The sequence below is a fragment of the Ruegeria sp. ABD4_443 genome (assembly GCF_056160865.1).
Genome location: NZ_JBSWYA010000002.1, coordinates 304,335 through 319,735 on the forward strand (window position 1 = coordinate 304,335; position 15,401 = coordinate 319,735).

At 54.8% G+C, this 15,401-nt stretch carries 19 protein-coding genes; 7 read left to right on the forward strand and 12 right to left on the reverse strand.

The annotated features are described in order from the left end of the window. Positions 1-18 precede the first annotated feature (18 nt). The 7 genes from soxB to ACXAG8_RS05620 all read right to left on the reverse strand — a co-directional run bounded on the left by soxB (position 19) and on the right by ACXAG8_RS05620 (position 5,488). A complete protein-coding gene (gene soxB / locus ACXAG8_RS05590) occupies positions 19-1,716 on the reverse strand; it encodes a thiosulfohydrolase SoxB (protein ID WP_475222774.1) in 1,698 nt (565 codons plus the stop codon). An 87-nt stretch (positions 1,717-1,803) separates the two neighbouring features. Continuing rightward, a complete protein-coding gene (gene soxA, locus ACXAG8_RS05595) occupies positions 1,804-2,649 on the reverse strand; it encodes a sulfur oxidation c-type cytochrome SoxA (RefSeq protein ID WP_475222775.1) in 846 nt (281 codons plus the stop codon). 70 nt (positions 2,650-2,719) lie between these two features. Beyond that, positions 2,720-3,049, reverse strand: a complete 330-nt coding sequence (gene soxZ, locus ACXAG8_RS05600; protein ID WP_475222776.1) for a thiosulfate oxidation carrier complex protein SoxZ — start codon at positions 3,047-3,049, stop codon at positions 2,720-2,722. Between the two features lie 34 nt (positions 3,050-3,083). Further along, entirely contained in the window at positions 3,084-3,500 is a 417-nt protein-coding gene (gene soxY, locus ACXAG8_RS05605) for a thiosulfate oxidation carrier protein SoxY (RefSeq protein WP_058275041.1), read from the reverse strand. 46 nt (positions 3,501-3,546) lie between these two features. Continuing rightward, positions 3,547-4,023: a sulfur oxidation c-type cytochrome SoxX gene (gene soxX / locus ACXAG8_RS05610; RefSeq protein WP_475143376.1), complete on the reverse strand. Its 477-nt coding sequence runs from the start codon at positions 4,021-4,023 to the stop codon at positions 3,547-3,549. Positions 4,024-4,154: 131 nt separating this feature from the next. Next, positions 4,155-4,733, reverse strand: coding sequence for a thioredoxin family protein (locus tag ACXAG8_RS05615; protein WP_475222777.1), 579 nt, complete (start codon positions 4,731-4,733; stop codon positions 4,155-4,157). A 14-nt stretch (positions 4,734-4,747) separates the two neighbouring features. Beyond that, entirely contained in the window at positions 4,748-5,488 is a 741-nt protein-coding gene (locus ACXAG8_RS05620) for a cytochrome c biogenesis protein CcdA (protein WP_170660800.1), read from the reverse strand. An 80-nt stretch (positions 5,489-5,568) separates the two neighbouring features. On the opposite strand from ACXAG8_RS05620, the gene ACXAG8_RS05625 reads away from it, so the two are divergent. The 6 genes from ACXAG8_RS05625 to ACXAG8_RS05650 all read left to right on the forward strand — a co-directional run bounded on the left by ACXAG8_RS05625 (position 5,569) and on the right by ACXAG8_RS05650 (position 8,765). Continuing rightward, positions 5,569-5,943, forward strand: coding sequence for a hypothetical protein (locus ACXAG8_RS05625; RefSeq protein WP_475222778.1), 375 nt, complete (start codon positions 5,569-5,571; stop codon positions 5,941-5,943). Between the two features lie 73 nt (positions 5,944-6,016). Continuing rightward, positions 6,017-6,352 (forward strand): metalloregulator ArsR/SmtB family transcription factor, encoded by a 336-nt coding sequence (locus tag ACXAG8_RS05630; RefSeq protein ID WP_475223111.1) that lies wholly within the window; start codon positions 6,017-6,019, stop codon positions 6,350-6,352. Positions 6,353-6,394: 42 nt separating this feature from the next. Further along, positions 6,395-7,456 (forward strand): YeeE/YedE family protein, encoded by a 1,062-nt coding sequence (locus tag ACXAG8_RS05635; RefSeq protein ID WP_475222779.1) that lies wholly within the window; start codon positions 6,395-6,397, stop codon positions 7,454-7,456. A gap of 246 nt (positions 7,457-7,702) precedes the next feature. Then, positions 7,703-8,026, forward strand: a complete 324-nt coding sequence (locus ACXAG8_RS05640) for a DUF805 domain-containing protein (protein WP_475222780.1) — start codon at positions 7,703-7,705, stop codon at positions 8,024-8,026. A gap of 203 nt (positions 8,027-8,229) precedes the next feature. Next, positions 8,230-8,433, forward strand: a complete 204-nt coding sequence (locus tag ACXAG8_RS05645) for a hypothetical protein (protein ID WP_475222781.1) — start codon at positions 8,230-8,232, stop codon at positions 8,431-8,433. Next, positions 8,424-8,765: a hypothetical protein gene (locus tag ACXAG8_RS05650; protein WP_475222782.1), complete on the forward strand. Its 342-nt coding sequence runs from the start codon at positions 8,424-8,426 to the stop codon at positions 8,763-8,765. The genes ACXAG8_RS05645 and ACXAG8_RS05650 overlap by 10 nt, the downstream gene beginning before the upstream one ends. An 889-nt stretch (positions 8,766-9,654) precedes the next feature. Here ACXAG8_RS05650 and ACXAG8_RS05655 read toward each other — a convergent pair. The 5 genes from ACXAG8_RS05655 to ACXAG8_RS05675 form a co-directional block, all read right to left on the reverse strand. Beyond that, positions 9,655-9,858, reverse strand: a complete 204-nt coding sequence (locus ACXAG8_RS05655) for a transposase (protein ID WP_475222783.1) — start codon at positions 9,856-9,858, stop codon at positions 9,655-9,657. A 164-nt stretch (positions 9,859-10,022) separates the two neighbouring features. Beyond that, positions 10,023-10,979: a mechanosensitive ion channel family protein gene (locus ACXAG8_RS05660; RefSeq protein WP_475222784.1), complete on the reverse strand. Its 957-nt coding sequence runs from the start codon at positions 10,977-10,979 to the stop codon at positions 10,023-10,025. Positions 10,980-11,040: 61 nt separating this feature from the next. Then, a complete protein-coding gene (locus ACXAG8_RS05665; RefSeq protein WP_475222785.1) occupies positions 11,041-11,439 on the reverse strand; it encodes a hypothetical protein in 399 nt (132 codons plus the stop codon). Positions 11,440-11,442: 3 nt separating this feature from the next. Further along, the gene (locus ACXAG8_RS05670; protein ID WP_475222786.1) at positions 11,443-11,598 is read right to left on the reverse strand and encodes a hypothetical protein; all 156 of its coding nucleotides are present in this window, start codon (positions 11,596-11,598) and stop codon (positions 11,443-11,445) included. 60 nt (positions 11,599-11,658) lie between these two features. Beyond that, positions 11,659-14,265 (reverse strand): arylsulfatase, encoded by a 2,607-nt coding sequence (locus tag ACXAG8_RS05675; RefSeq protein WP_475222787.1) that lies wholly within the window; start codon positions 14,263-14,265, stop codon positions 11,659-11,661. Between the two features lie 97 nt (positions 14,266-14,362). Between ACXAG8_RS05675 and ACXAG8_RS05680 the strand changes: the two genes are divergently transcribed. Further along, positions 14,363-15,382, forward strand: coding sequence for an AraC family transcriptional regulator (locus ACXAG8_RS05680; RefSeq protein WP_475222788.1), 1,020 nt, complete (start codon positions 14,363-14,365; stop codon positions 15,380-15,382). The last annotated feature ends 19 nt before the right edge of the window (positions 15,383-15,401 follow it).

Sequence of the window (15,401 nt, forward strand, 5' to 3'; positions counted from 1 at the left end):
TAGGTCTCCATCTGATTCTTAAGCGCCGACGACATCGACGCTGGTGTTCTCATGCACCGTGACGGTGCCAAGGTTGCGAATGTGGTTTTCGACGACATCCCAGATCGGTGGACCCTCGGTGCCTTCGTTGACACTGGCCCAACCAGCCACGACGTAGGTCTTCGATGGATCAATCGCTTCACCCGTTTTGAGGAGGGTCATTTCGCTGATCCGCTGTCCTTGTGGTTTGGTCACATCGATGCGGTAGCCAAGCCCACCGACGCGGACCATATCGCCGCCCTGCTGGTAGTAGGGATCGGGATTGAACAGGTTGTCACCGACATCCTCGAGGATCACATGGATGAATTCGCCTGTCATTTCTGTGCGGTAGGCGTTGGGATACGACATCGATGTGACGTTCCAGATGTCCTCGCGCGTGATATCTTGTCCCGGCAGGATTGAGGGGCCCCAACGGACGCCAGGCGACATCGCGATGTCTGCCTCACGCTCATTGATCAGGGCATCGCAAATCAGGTCATCCCATGTGCCGTTAAAGTTGCCGCGGCGGTAGAGCAACGAATCTGTTTTGCCGATCACCTCACTCAGCGCAGCCTCGTACGGCGCGCGCTGATCATTTATCAGAGCGGTGATCGCAGGATCAGGGGCGATGACGTCAGAGAAGATCGGGATCAGCTTGTGCTTCAGCCCCATCATTTGTCCATCTCTCACGTCGAGATCGACGCGGCTGACGAATTTTCCGTTCGAGCCGGACGCGATGATATGCGTTTTACCGACCAGAACCGGCTCAGGAAGTGCGTCATGGGTGTGACCGCTGAGAATCACGTCGATCCCTTGCACGCGGCCCGCCATCTTCTTGTCCACGTCAAAGCCGTTATGGCTGAGGACGACAACGACATCGGCGCCGGCATCGCGAACCTCGTCGATCATGGCCTGCATGTTTTCATCCCGGATACCGAACGAATATTCTGGGAACATCCAGCCTGGGTTCGCGATTGGCATGTAAGGAAACGCTTGCCCGATAACAGCAACCTTTGCGCCGCCCCGATCAAAGAACTTATAGGGCTGGAACAATTCTGCAGGTTCGTCCCACTCGGCATCAAAGATGTTTTGACCTAAGGCCGCAAAGGGCAAACCTTCGACAATTTCGTTAACCCTTTCGCTGCCCAACGTGAACTCCCAATGGAAGGTCATAGCATCGGGATTCAGAGCGTTCATGACATTGACCATGTCCTGACCGGCTGTCTGATAGCAGGTGTAGGAACCGTGCCAAGTGTCGCCCCCGTCCAGTAGCAATGCATCAGGACGGTCAGCACGAATGGCGTTAATGACAGTTGAGACCCGGTCCAATCCACCAACCCGACCATAGGTCTTGGCCAGCGAAGAGAAATCATTGTAGGTCAGCGCATAGGCCGACGGGCTTCCATCTTCGATCCCGTAGGCCTTGCGGAACGCCGCCCCTGTGACATGCGGCATCTGCCCTCGTGCATCGCCAATACCAAGGTTTATCTCGGGTTCGCGGAAATAGATTGGTTTGAGTTGCGCGTGAATATCGGTGACATGTATCAGGCTGATATTTCCGAAGGTCTCGAACTCCAACAATTGATCCTGCGTTAGGCTTTGCTGCGCGGCAAGTCTGGCCCAGTTTCCGAACCCGGACGCCCCGTACAAAGCCGATGCAGCCATTGAAACCTGCAAGAAGTCACGTCGAGAAATCATCTATCAGCTTTCCTATAACACATATAAATGTGTGAATGTTATTTACCTGGAAAACCCGCGCAGGACACTGTCCACGCGGGTCGTTCACTATTGCCGTACTGCAGGAGTTTCGACTGAAAGCCCATTGCCACGCGAGGCCACATAAAGCTCAAGCGCGCGAAACTCGTCCGAACCTTCGGCAAAAGTTTCCGCCCGAGTATCGCGAATACAGCCGCGGAAACGGTTGTGGCGCGAAATCAGCTTTGCTTGTTTCAGACGATATGTTGGGAAGCCGTTGATCATACCCTGGCTCAGGTGGTCGGCACGGATCATGTTACCCCAGTTGTCTTCATGACAATTGGCACAGCTAAGCTCCAGCTGACCATAGCGAGTATAGTACATCTCCTTGCCTTGCTCCCAGTACGGGGCGGCATCGCCATCAATCGCGACATTCATTGGCATGCCGCGTGATTGAAGACCGATCAAAGCGACCATGCCCTGCATATCGCCCCCGGACCATTTCCAGGCATCGGCTTCCATGCGGTCCGTACGGCACTTGTTGATCAGATCTTCCATGACGACCAGCTTACCAGTTTCGGCATCCACCTTCGGCATGGACGCCTGCAATCCCTTGAAGCTTTCCACCCCATCGTGGCATGAGGCACAGCTCTCGCCCGCGGCACCATCGACGGTCTCGAAGAGATCGGCGGCCTGATCGACGAAGATCATTGCAGGATTGTCGAAGTCATCAATTTGAAGCGCTTGCGTTTCATCCGTGCGGAAATGCCAACCCGAATAGATCGTGTCCAAATTTTCCAGATGCGCCGGGGCCTCGGTCACTGAGGTCATGTCCAGCTCATCATTGATCGTAAGATTGTCTTCGTCCGGTCCAGCCATTGCTGCAGCCGGGAAAACCAGAATTGCCGCGATCGCCGTAAGTGCCTTGGTATTCATTGCGTTCCTCCCTTGGTGGACCAGCGCCAGTTCCTCCTACCAGCGCTGATCTGCCTTAGTGGTCGAGCCGTCAGGCGATCTCGATTGATTTTTTCTCGTCGTAGACAGAGCCGTCGTCGTCGTACCAAGTGAAGGCAAACTCACCGGCCTCGGGCACAGTCGCTTCGAACTGGAAGTACGGGTTTGTCGAAATCGCCGGCTCCATCGTCACATCAACCACCATTTCTCCGTTAAACTCGCAGGTGAAACGGTTGATGATCGAGCGCGGGATGACGTTGCCTTCTTTGTCCTTGCGCTGGCCGCTTTCCATCTTGTGGCTGATCAATGTCTTGATCGTAACAGTTTCGCCAGCAGCGGCTGTCTTTGGAACCTTGACGCGGGGTTTTACACCGGATGCCATTGGTTAATCTCCTGTTCTTCAGGGCGCGTGGCGATCAGCCGCCGCAGCCGCCGATTGTCACTTTTACGGTCGCGGACGCTTTGGCAAAGCTGCCATCTGCCATCTTCGCCACGGCAATGACATCCTGCGTTCCGGCAAGACGGATGCGGGTTGATGCGGCTTGTTCAGCCGCCAATGGACCGAAATTGAATGTCGCGACGCCCGGTTCGGGGTTGCCTGCAGCCACGATCAGAATTGCAGCGGCACCCGGAGCACTCACTTCGATAGGTACAGTATTTCCGTTTTCTGCGATTTCCGGTGCAGTCAACGTAACACCGCCGTCAGCCACATCTGCGCCGCCCGTAAATGCCGCGATGGCATCTTCAGCAGCTGCATTTGCCCGAAGCGGCATAATTGTCAGGAACGCGGCGCCCAGCCCAAGGGCCAGTGTCTCGCGGCGAGAGAGTTCCATTTTCAATCTCCTTTGAAACTTCGAAAATTCACGCTTTAAAGCGCGACTATTCTTCTTTCAGGGTCGCAAGAAACGCGACCACGTCCTCGATTTCTTGTGCCGTCAGGATCGACGTCAAAGGCGCGGTTGGGGCTTTTCCGGTATAGGCGTCGCCCGGGCGGATATATCCGTCATCCTTGTAGAATGCAGGCATAACCGTACCTTCGAACGTCATCTTTGCATTTGCGACCAACCCGCGAAGTTCCGCTTCGGTCCAACGATCACCGGCGCCATCCAGCATCGGACCAACTTCGCCATGAAACGGGATGTCGGCCAAAGCCGAAACCGCGTGGCACGCCACGCAATTGCCTTTTGACTTGTCGCCAACGATCAGCGCGCCATTTTCCGCATCACCAGCAGCGCCAGTCAAAGAGACTTCGATAGCACCATAGTCGTCGTAGCTTACGTCCTTCGGGTTTGTATCTGCCGCAAATGCAGCAGAGCCCGTCATTGCGCAGACCAATGTTAAGAGTCTCAGCTTCATGATCCCTCCCATTTGCTAACGCGCCGACGGCGCCTTGCGACCCAAAGCCTTTGTGTACCGTAGTCGACGAGTACCGCTTGTCGCAACATTAAATTCATAATAATGAATTTTTTTATTTATAACGGCAGTGCTCAATCCTGAGAAACATTGTTTCGCTCCTGAATGCGGCGGGCATGATACCGTTGGAAATCTTCACCATTATCAAGCTCATATCGTTTTTCGTCGACCCAGGTGAAAAGGTCCAAGGTTGTTCCTTTTGAGAACGCTCCGGGCATAACAGCGACCGCGGCATCGATGGCTGTAGCGTCCCCTGGCACCTCTTCAGGAAGAAAAACAAGCGTCGGGGTAAACAGAATCCCCCATTTTCGCATCAGCGCTCTTTGCTCATTCTCTTCCCCGTCAAAGTCGGTAGCTGTAGTGCTGCCATGCAAATCCAGTTGGACGACAAAGAAATTCTTTTCGATGAAAGCAGCAAGGTCAGGCTGGGGGAACACCTCTTCATGCATCTTTTTGCAGTAGATGCAGCCCTGCTGTTCAATGAACAAAACAAGCCGTTTGTCTTCGCTTGAGGCCTCTTCGAGATCCTCTCGGAGGTCTTTGAACGTGTCGCGCATCCACGGTGTTTTATGCAAACCGTCGTCGCCCAGCTCAGCGGCGGAAACTGTCCCGCCGATCAGACACGCGATCAATACTGACAAAACTCGTTTCATGTCTTCCTCCCGGATTATCCAATGGCTGCGAGCCAAGGCATATGGTCGAGCATCCATTGTGCGATGTAGTTGATGGAATTGGTTGCGATGAGGATGCCGAAGAGCACCAGAAAGCCACCCATGGCCTTTTCGATGAGGGGCAAGTGCTTTCTGAACTGCGCCATCCATTGCATGAAAGGGCGGACCAGAAAGGCCGCCAGAACAAACGGTGCGGTCATTCCAACCCCGTAGACGAATAGAAGTACCGCTCCACGCCAAGCCGTCTCGGTTCCGGCCGCTGTAAACAGGATCGCAGCGAGCACTGGCCCAACACAGGGTGTCCAGCCGAAAGCAAATGCCAATCCAAGAAGATATGCCCCAACAAGGCTTACGCTTGATGTTTCACCGACGTCCGCACGGAATTGGCGATACAGGAACCCGATGCGAATGAACCCCAGGAAATGCAGCCCCATCGCAATGATGATCGCCGCTGCAATCCAGCGCAGGATGTCGAAATACTCTCGGACCAGCTGCCCGAATATCGAAGCTGTCGCCCCCAGTGCCATGAAGATCGTTATGATCCCAGCTGCAAATGCTATTGCAGAAAGCGTTGCCCTGCGACGAACGCCGGCGGAAAGTGTTGACCCCGCAGATATCTGATCAATCCCAACGCCGGCCAGATAGCTAAGATAAAACGGCACGATAGGTAGGATGCACGGCGACAGGAAAGACAACAGTCCTGCGACCAAAGCTCCTGCAAATGTAATGTCGAGCATGGTCAAACCTGTCCTGGCACGCTATCATTCACATATTCAAAATAATAAAGTTATGTCGCTGCGGTCAATCGGAGCTTGAGATGCGCCACCTACTTCTACTTTTGACTGCAATCACGTTGTTTGTTTCTCCCGCGGCTTTACGGGCAGAAATGATACTTCTGATGGCGGAAGAAGATGGGTGTATGTGGTGCGCACGTTGGGACATCGACATCTCGGAGACCTACCCCAAGACACCGGAAGGAAATGTCGCTCCACTTCAACGCATCGATATCCACGCGGCTATGCCTGAAGGCATCGCATTGGAGCGGCCTCTCTACTACACGCCAACCTTTGTTCTGCTGGACGATGGCCAAGAGGTCGGCCGGATCGAAGGCTATCCCGGCGAAGATTTTTTCTGGGGGTTGCTGGGCGTTTTGCTGCGTGACGCGGGGGTGCTTATTGAGACCTCTGGATAATAGGCGGCGTATTAAATAAACTGTTTTGAATGCGTGGAGCTATGAAAGCGAGGCGATCTTGTTGGACAAATCTTTGAAACTGCCTGTGTTCTCCAAGGACATGTGCGCCGAAGACATGGACAGAATGATGGAAAATGCTCAGACGGCGTCAAATTTCCTCAAGGCAATCAGCCATGAAGGGCGCCTGATGATCTTGTGCTATCTGTCCTCGGGTGAAAAATCTGTCACGCAGATGGAGGAAATGCTCTCGGCACGCCAGGCCGCCGTGTCTCAGCAACTGTCTCGCCTGCGCTTCGAGGGCTTGGTCAAAACGCGACGCGAGGGGAAAACGATCTACTACAGATTGGCGGATGATCGATCGACACAGATTCTGGAAGTCGTTTACGATTTATTCTGCAGGGAGAAGTAGAAGCCGCCAAAAATACCCGCCAGCTTTGGGAGGAGACTGGCAATGTTTGAAGCATTGGGAGACGCCAACACCGTCGCCCTGATCGGTGTGATCGGCGGCATTGTGTTGGGCTTGGCCGCACGCCTCGGCCGTTTTTGCACGTTGGGTGCGATCGAGGACTACCTTTACGCAGATGATGACCGGCGGCTGCGCATGTGGGCAATTGCGATCGGCGTAGCAATTGTCGGCAGCCACTCAGCTATGGCTTTCGGTTGGCTGGACCCTGTTGGAACAAGGTATCTTGCACAGACATGGAACCCACTTGGGTCGATCGTAGGAGGTCTCTTATTCGGTTACGGAATGGCCATCAGCGGAAATTGCGGCTATGGCGCGCTGGCAAGGCTTGGAGGTGGCGACCTGCGATCATTCGTCATCGTATTAACTATGGGGCTGTCCGCTTACGTCGTCATGTCCGGGCCCCTTGCATACTTGCGTGTTTGGGTCTTCCCCGAGGAAATGGACCTTGACGGCCCCCAGAGCATTAGCTTCCTGGCTGAACGGCTGACCTCTGTCCCAGCTTGGCTCATTGGCTCCGTCATCGGCGTTGCGTTGGTGATTTTCGCCTTGGCAAACCAGCGCTTCCGCCGCACTCCCGCACAGGTGTTTTGGGGATCTGTAGTTGGACTGGCGATCGTATCAGGGTGGCTCGGCACGAATTGGGTGGCGACGCACGGTTTCGATGGTGAGCCGGTTCAAACCCATACCTTCGCTGCGCCCCTTGGCGACACAATATTCTACCTTATGACGGCCTCCGGAAACACTTTGTCCTTTGCGGTCGGATCAGTCTCCGGCGTTCTCATTGGCGCATTCTTGGGGTCGTGGTCCAAAGGTCATTTCAGATGGGAAGCGTGCGAGGATCCACGTGAACTCAAGCGTCAGATGCTCGGCGCGGCGATTATGGGGCCAGGCGCTATCATCGCGGTCGGTTGCAGCGTCGGGCAAGGTATATCTGCCTTCTCACTTTTGGCCTACAGCGCGCCCGTAACATTCGCTGCCATCTTCGCCGGCGCGGCGATTGGGTTGAAACAACTCGTGTCTGGGTTGTCCTTCATAACTGAGCGTTGATCTCACAGTTCTAATCAAAACTCGCGCGTGTAGGGCAGTTTTCGCGGTTCTCTATTGTTCAGAATCCGATCCCCGTTGGAGGCGCATATGGGCACGAGGCGTTCATTCAACAAATACGCTCATACGTCCGTTATGCGGACAATGCAGCCTGTTGCAGTTACAGCATCTGAGTAGGTTGACCAAAGCTTGCAAGTTGTCTCCTCGTGTCAGAAAGTACCTGTCGAAGTATTCAAGGAGCACGCAGACATGGGTTTCGGCGATGCAATAAAGACATGCGTTGCAAAATACTTCGTTTTTTCCGGGCGCGCGGCGCGGTCAGAGTACTGGTGGTTTGTGTTGTTCGTGGTCCTCGTCAGCATTGTTTTGGCAATCATCGACGCTTCTCTATTCGGCGTGAACCCTGAAACTGGAGAGAGCAGCCAAGTCTTAACTCCGATCTTCCAACTTGCAGTTGTCGTGCCCATGCTGGCCGCCGGATGGCGGCATTTGCATGACACTGGAAGATCAGGCTGGTACTTGCTCTTGCCTTGTCTGACGTCAGCGCCTATGGGACAGTTTAGGTCGATTTGATAAGAGAGGGTTTCTGGCTCATCGTAACCGCCAAGGAGTGGAGATGAGAAAGAAACCCGGAACCAAGCAGAGCCACGGTGAGAAGGTCGTAAAGGACATTCGCCGTGCGACCCGCAAACAGTATTCAGCGGAACTGGGTTCTGGACGAGGCGGGTTTTGCCTGTTCCACCGCTGTGTCGCTCTATTGCGGGACAGGCGGTTGCATGTCTCACTTCTTGGTCGAGGAACATTTGTTCTCGCTTCTCAATCAGGGATGGGACATGGCGAACATCGGCCCATTCCGCGTGCTTTTGGCGGATGTGCATGGCTCGCAATGTGGTGGGATCAACCCAACGCCCTGCATCGTGGCCAGTGTTTGGGATTCAGATGAAATGGTCTGGCGCAGCACGGGTGCAGAGTGGGAGTAGAATATAAGGAAAGGCGCCTCGAAAAGATCATGCGTGCCATATGTGCCTGCGCTTTGGCGCTGACGGTGACGGGATGCGTCGAAACCGCTCAAGAGTTAGCGATCAGCGAACCCGACCCGGAACTGAACTTCGTTCGCGGTTACCGAAGTGTTGCGGACGAGTGCCAGCTTGTCGGCGAAACGGCGTTTACTGGCGATTTGCTCGACGATTCGGCCGATCTTGTGGCCTGTCCGACGGGAAGTGCAGCAATGGCAAGCCTAATGGCGGAAACGGGAGAGTCCGTAATCACCCAAACCAACAGCTTCTCGTTCTTCAGCATTCCCTACCGCTGAACCACATGCTTGCCCTGGACTTTGAATGGTCCTCTCTGTCGATGAGTACAGGACAACTGCCGGACTACTCCGTAACATCCATCGAGAAGAAGTACGTCGCGCACAACGCTTGACCGGCAATGCCTGCAGGCGGTTCCATGCCAGTAAACATCGCTACACCAAGGTAGGTAGACCCGGAGCTGTCCTCACTCCAGGTTGCCATATACGTGACTGGTTGGTCGCCACAAAGCGTGTTTCCCTGCCTTAGTGGGCCTGCATCGCCTGATACACGAAACACCTGAGCAACAGGCACGTCGCCAGACGCACCCCAATTGCCTGAACTCTTGGGGTCATAAACTTCGAGATCAAGAAACCTGCCGGTCTCGAAGACCATCCGCTTGGTAGACATGATTACTGGCCCGGTAATCGCCAATGCCGTTTCGCTGGAAGGATTGAAAGCCTTAGAATCCTCAAAAAGCGGCTGGGATGATGCTGCCCCCCCAATATCCCCATAGCCATTGACAGCATCAGGATCGATCGACGCATTTGAATCTCCATTGTGCGAAGTGGTCTGACAACCTTAAACATCCTTTTGCTTCGTCGTCGAATGCGGCCGCGAGTTCCTGTTCAATGTCTCGAATGCTGCGCAAGCGATCAAGGTCTGAGAAGGGCTCGAAGCGGTAGTTCGCGGAAGGTTGTTCGAATGACCGTGATGCGGGACCAAGCCGCCATTGCCCGCGGGGCAAGTGCTGGTGCAGCATCTTTTCGCAGCAGCGGCGTAACGGTTGCTGCGCTGTATTTGAAGTCGCCAGACCGGCCATTCAAAGCCAGTCTGAGGCGCGAAAATCGGACCGCCCTTTCGGTGCAACTAGGACCGGCTATCGAGGTGCGCAACAGACCCGCCCTTCGCTCACGCGGCTGTTGCTGACGCTGCATCCGTTCGCATTCGCAGCGGCGATCCTGCCGCTTCGATCTCCAAGCGCCACGTCTTCAACTGAGAGCTCGTCACTCCAAGATCCTTGGCAACACCGCCTTGTGTGGCACCAGGCTCATAAAGCTGACCAACAGCTGCGGCTTTGAACTCATCTGTGAATGTCCGTCTCGATTGTCCCATGCGATGCTCCTTTCGTGGACAGGGGTAAATTACCCCGGTGTCCGGGAACAGGGACGAAGTTCAATTGCGGCGGCAACGACAACCAATACAGTCAAACTGCGCATGGCCATGTCCTTTTTTGAAGCGCTAATAGAAATTGATTAGACGCGCCAGTACGTCAGCCGTCAGCCAGAGGCCGATACACGCGGTGCCTCGGTGTCGTCCGCGGTGGCAATAACATCGTCTGAGCGATCCACTTTTACAGTACGTTCAGCAAACTCGATTCCGTTGTTTGCAAAGCCTTGCTGCACCAGCCTGTAGACTTCGCGGCGGATGAGAAACTGTTCGCCAGGCAGGGTTGTGAATTTGACACGTACGGTCAGCCCGTAGAGATCTACGCCGTAGATACCTTGAAACTTAACAGGAGAGAGCATTTGCGGACCAAAATACTCGTCCTCTTCGATTTGCCTAGACAGTGCCTTGATGACTTTTTTGACTTTGAGGATGTCCGTGTCGTGGGGGACCTGAAACTCAAGCTTTGAGATGACCCAGTCCCGGCTGAGGTTCTTGACCGATTGAATGGTGCCGTAGGGGAGCGTTTGCAGCGCCCCCCGGTGGTGCCTGATTTGCATCGATCTCAGAGAAATCTTTTCGACGGTGCCGCGTGTCTCGCCGATCTCTACATATTCTCCCAGCCGAAAGGCATCGTCTATCACAAAGAAAATGCCCGCTAGAATATCCTTCAGGAGGCTCTGCGCCCCCATACCCAATACGATCCCGACGATGCCTGCCCCTGCCAACATCGGTGCAATTTTGACCCCAAGCTCTGCAAGGGCGACAAGGATCGCAATGATGACGGTAAAGGTGATCAGGATTGCCCGCACCAAGGGGATGACACTCAGACCGCGCGACGATGGCGCATGCTCAGGGTCGGTGGTTTCCTGCCGGGCATTGCTGGACAACAGGTAGTGGCGCAGCGCAGCGAGCATGGCGAGCGACAACAAGCTGCCGCTCAGCAGGAACAATAGAACGCGGGTTGTCGAGGTGATCTGCTTTGTTTCGCTGTGAAGCAGGATGCCGCCAAACACGACCTCTGCCACGACGAGGATGATCGAGCCAAGCCCAACCAGCCACCAGTACAAGGTGCTTGGTTTTGCCAATTCAGTATCCCCCTATCTTAACAACGCACCAAGCGCGCTGTTGCTAGTACAAAACCGCACGCCGGTAGGTGCGCCGCCGAACCCCTGCTGCGGATACCGGCGTACGCGGCATTCCGATAACGTCTATAAAAAGCGATATGTTTTCCCCAAGCACTGGCATTGTGCCTGTCAGAATGCGGTCGACCGTGTAGTGTAGATCGTCCCCGTCGAGCACGGGGTTCTCCAACTCCACGACGACTTGAAGGAGTTCATCGCCTTCCAGGATCGAAAGATCGGCGTTGGGTGGCACGGCCAGAAAACTGTCCTCGCCTTCGCTCCAGAAAGGAATAAACCGCTCTGTTTTCATATTGCCCGCGATCCGGTCGGGGCGATCCGAAAAGAACAGGATCACCGGGCTTACACCTCGAAGCGTCAGGCGATTTTCGTCAGCGGTGTCAGCCATGTCCTAGGCCGTCTGCACGAAGAGAAAGTCGGCCTCGGACTGGTTGGCGTCTTGGGCCGCTGCATCACGACTTGCCGCCGTTGCCAGCAATGTCGCTGCACCGGCACAGATCTGGCGTCGGGTCGGACCGACACTTTGTTGCTTTTTCTTGGTTTTCATAATCGTCCCCGTCGAATGAATGGAACGGCCCCCGCTCGACATAACGGGGGCCGTGCATGATCAGTCGCTCGCGCGATGCATTGCGTCTTCAAGCCGCTTCTTATCGGCGTCCGAAAGTTCCGGCCTGTCGATTTTCAACGTCAGCTTGTCCAGCTTGGCCGTCAGCTTGAAGGGCGGTTTGTAGTCGTCGTCGTAGACACCTGTTAGCGTATCCTGCCCGATGTCGAACGACTCATCCCATTGCAGAATGACCGGGATTGTGTTCTTCATCTTCTTGGTCGCAACAACCTTGCCATCCACGCTGAGGGTGCCGGTGCCGCTCTGTCCGATGCCACTGGCGTCGCCATAGGCCAGCGTTCCGTCACCCAATCCGTCATATTTGAAATCGAACTCGACGGTATGTTTTCCTGGTGTCAAAGCGTCGTTACCCTGCCACTGGATGCGCTCGAGATTGAGCATGTTCCAAGTGAAAGTCGGCTTGCCGTCTTTGAGGTAGAACCCGTAGCCCGCGAACCGGCCGCCAGACGTCACGATCATACCCTCTGCGCCGCCTTCAGGCACCTCGATCTCGGCCGTGAACGTATAGGACGAATTCAAGATACTGGGAGAGTCGCCCTGAGGCACACCGATCATGGGTTGCGTATAGACAAACTCGGTACGGCCCGCGGTGATGCTGGGTCGCGGCTTCGCGAGGCGGGATGTGACAGAGGCATCCAGCGGGAACACCTGATACTTTTTGGCTTCCTCGATGAAGATCGCCTTCAGTTCCGCGACCTTTTCAGGGTGATCCGCAGCGACGTTCTTTTGCTGGTTCATATCCGTTCTCAGATCGTAAAGCTCGAACACTTGATTATTGAGCGGATCCGGGTTGGGTGTTTTGGGTGTTTCCCAGGGCATCCGGTTGACCTTGGTGCTCAGGAACCAGCCTTCGTGATACAGCGCCCATTGGCCCATCATCTCAAAGTACTGTGTTCGGTGACGGCTTGGCGCGTCCGCGTTGGCCTTGTCGAAGGTATAAGCGAAGCTTGTGCCTTCAATTGGTGACTGAACGATGCCGTCCACCTCGAGCGGTTCAGCGATACCGGTCACTTCGAGAAGGGTCGGGACGACGTCGATCACGTGCAGGAACTGATCGCGCATCCCGCCTTTGTCGGTAATCCCTTGGGGCCATGATACGACCATGTTCTGACGTACACCACCCAGCCGGTTGGCATTTTGCTTGAAGTAATCGAACGGCGTATCAAAGGCCCATGACCAGCCTGCGGACATGTGGTTGTACGTCTCTTCGGTACCCCAAACATCATACCACTGAAGTTGGGTTTTGGCAGGCATGGCCGAGATGCCGTTGAACCAGGCAACCTCGTTCGGCGTTCCCATGGGACCACCCTCGGCGGATGTCCCGTTGTCACCGTTGATGTAAATGACCAGCGTATTCTCCAACCGCCCCAGATCGTCGATAGCATCGACAACGCGGCCAATCTCATGGTCGGTGTAGGCCGCATAGGCAGCAAAGACCTCGACCTGCTTGACGAACAGTTTTTTCTCGTCATCGCTCAGTTTATCCCATGGCTTGATCTTGTCAGCGGGCCATGGCGTCAAGGTCGCATCCTGAGGGACAAGCCCCAGCTTTTTCTGGTTTTCGAATATCGTCTGGCGCAGCGCCTCATAGCCGTCGTCAAAGAGGTTCATCGCCTCGATCTTCTCCACCCATTCCTTGGTCGGGTGGTGCGGGGCGTGCGTCGCACCAGGCGCGTATTTCACGAAGAACGGCTTATTGGGTTCGATCTGGGTCAGACGTGAAATATGCTGGATCGCATCATCCGCCATACCCGTGATCATGTTCCATTCCGGATTTCCGTCATAGGGGTAAATCTGGGTCGTGTTGCGGAAGAGGTTTGGTTGCCATTGGTTCGCATCACCGCCAACAAAGCCATAAAAATACTCAAACCCGAGACCTGTGGGCCATTTGTCGAATGGTCCCGCCTGGCTGGCGGCGAACGACGGCGTGTTGTGATCTTTGCCGAACCACGAAGTTGCGTAGCCGTTGTCTGATAGTATCCGGCCGATGGTGGCCTTATTTTCGGGGATGATGCTGTTGTAACCGGGGTAGCCGGTGGACTGTTCGGAAATGACACCAAAGCCAACTGAATGGTGATTGCGACCTGTAATCAGAGCCGCTCGTGTGGGCGAGCATAAAGCGGTCGAATGGATATTGGTGAAGCTCAGCCCTTGTGCGGCAAGTTCGTCCATCGTGTCCGTCGGAATTACCCCGCCGAAGGTGCTTGGAACGCCAAACCCTGCGTCATCAAGGATGATTAGCAGAACGTTGGGTGCCCCCTCCGGCGGTACCACGCGCGGTGGCCAGTACTCGGTTGACTTGAGCGCTTGAGGTTCGATTTTGCCGCCAAACTCAGACGGTGGCGGAGGTAGTTGTCTGCCGTCAATTGTGGTTGTGGCACCCGGCGATCCTAGCGAGGCTTCGGTCTGTGCATGGGCACTCAGGCTCACGCAAGACATAGAAGCTATGGCTACAATCAGTGCTAGATTTCGATGTGTCATACTCTTTTTCTTCCCTTCGATCTGCTGCGCATCCTGAAAGTCGGAAAAATCTTGGCGGCAGGTAGCGTCCCCACCGGATTTTGCCGAGCTTGGGTATTGAACAAGCATCCGGAAGCGGAGTGATCCTATATTGATTTGGATCAAAATACTGGTCTAAATTTGACTTCAGTGGCCAAAATTCGACGAGAAGCTGGAGACTACTCTTATGCCATCATCCATTCCACTCATTCGCGCCGCGTCCATTTATCCAATGCGGCGATGGGCGCATGACAATCATCTTGATGTTGACGCTTTGCTGGCGAAGGCGGGGCTGGAGTGGGTTCCAGATAATGACCCTTACCTGCCAATTCCCCTGCGCGGCACCGTTCGTTTTTTGGTGGAACTTTCGAGGCAGGAAGGTGCTGACACCCCACGAAGGATCGTAGACGGGCGCGGCGGATTCGAGATCGGCTTGATTGGTGCCGCGGCCTTCGCTGGGCCAACTGTACGCCATGGGTTTCGCCGGGTATCGCAAAAGATGCAAACCCATTCCACACATGAAATCTTCATGGTTGTTGATGGGCCGAATTCAATTCAAATCACAGATGGCTGGATCTTGGAGGTGGGCGAGCAGGAAGTACTGCACTACGTCCAGCAATATGTGGCGGCGTTGGTTGACATGATTTGCTCTGTGGCGACAAACAATACACCAGCTGTTTCGCGTGTCGAACTTGTACCCCACCCAGACGAAGGTTTGTCTCATTTGAAACCTTGGCTCGGGGATCGAGTGATGCCCGCGAAAAACCGCACGCTGAATGTAAAAATTGATCAGGACGTGGCCGAGGCCGAGTTCCCGGAAGAAGTACGCAGCCTGGCCGTCAAAAAAGACGATACAAATCTGCGTGTATTGCGCGAGAGCCAGTCGCTGGCCGATCAGGCTGGTGCGCTTGTCGAAAGCATGCTTGGAAAGGCGCCGCCAAGCTTGGACAGCTTGGCCGCTGCTGCAGGTACCAGCACACGCAGCTTCAGACGTCTACTTTCTGAGGAAAACACAAATCTTGAGCAGATTGTAGATAGGGTTCGCGCTGAGACTTCTATTAGTCGCCTGCTTGACGAACCAAGCGTGTCGCTGAAGCAGTTGTCGCGTGAGCTTGGCTATGCAAATCAGGAAACTCTTTCCCGCGCAGTCAAACGATGGACTGGTCAAACACCGAGCTGCTATCGACGGCAACACTCCCCACCGTGACGGTGCTCGTAGTCCATAA

Excerpts from the sequence above, each read along its gene's own strand:
- ACXAG8_RS05625 (WP_475222778.1), top strand. The coding sequence starts at position 5,569 with ATGCGCCACCTACTTCTACTTTTGACTGCAATCACGTTGTTTGTTTCT.
- soxY (WP_058275041.1), bottom strand. The coding sequence starts at position 3,500 with ATGGAACTCTCTCGCCGCGAGACACTGGCCCTTGGGCTGGGCGCCGCG.
- soxA (WP_475222775.1), bottom strand. The coding sequence starts at position 2,649 with ATGAATACCAAGGCACTTACGGCGATCGCGGCAATTCTGGTTTTCCCG.
- ACXAG8_RS05680 (WP_475222788.1), top strand. The coding sequence starts at position 14,363 with ATGCCATCATCCATTCCACTCATTCGCGCCGCGTCCATTTATCCAATG.
- soxZ (WP_475222776.1), bottom strand. The coding sequence starts at position 3,049 with ATGGCATCCGGTGTAAAACCCCGCGTCAAGGTTCCAAAGACAGCCGCT.
- ACXAG8_RS05620 (WP_170660800.1), bottom strand. The coding sequence starts at position 5,488 with ATGCTCGACATTACATTTGCAGGAGCTTTGGTCGCAGGACTGTTGTCT.
- ACXAG8_RS05635 (WP_475222779.1), top strand. The coding sequence starts at position 6,395 with ATGTTTGAAGCATTGGGAGACGCCAACACCGTCGCCCTGATCGGTGTG.
- ACXAG8_RS05655 (WP_475222783.1), bottom strand. The coding sequence starts at position 9,858 with ATGGGACAATCGAGACGGACATTCACAGATGAGTTCAAAGCCGCAGCT.
- ACXAG8_RS05640 (WP_475222780.1), top strand. The coding sequence starts at position 7,703 with ATGGGTTTCGGCGATGCAATAAAGACATGCGTTGCAAAATACTTCGTT.
- ACXAG8_RS05670 (WP_475222786.1), bottom strand. The coding sequence starts at position 11,598 with ATGAAAACCAAGAAAAAGCAACAAAGTGTCGGTCCGACCCGACGCCAG.
- ACXAG8_RS05615 (WP_475222777.1), bottom strand. The coding sequence starts at position 4,733 with ATGAAACGAGTTTTGTCAGTATTGATCGCGTGTCTGATCGGCGGGACA.
- ACXAG8_RS05645 (WP_475222781.1), top strand. The coding sequence starts at position 8,230 with ATGTCTCACTTCTTGGTCGAGGAACATTTGTTCTCGCTTCTCAATCAG.
- ACXAG8_RS05675 (WP_475222787.1), bottom strand. The coding sequence starts at position 14,265 with ATGCTTGTTCAATACCCAAGCTCGGCAAAATCCGGTGGGGACGCTACC.
- soxX (WP_475143376.1), bottom strand. The coding sequence starts at position 4,023 with ATGAAGCTGAGACTCTTAACATTGGTCTGCGCAATGACGGGCTCTGCT.
- ACXAG8_RS05665 (WP_475222785.1), bottom strand. The coding sequence starts at position 11,439 with ATGGCTGACACCGCTGACGAAAATCGCCTGACGCTTCGAGGTGTAAGC.
- soxB (WP_475222774.1), bottom strand. The coding sequence starts at position 1,716 with ATGATTTCTCGACGTGACTTCTTGCAGGTTTCAATGGCTGCATCGGCT.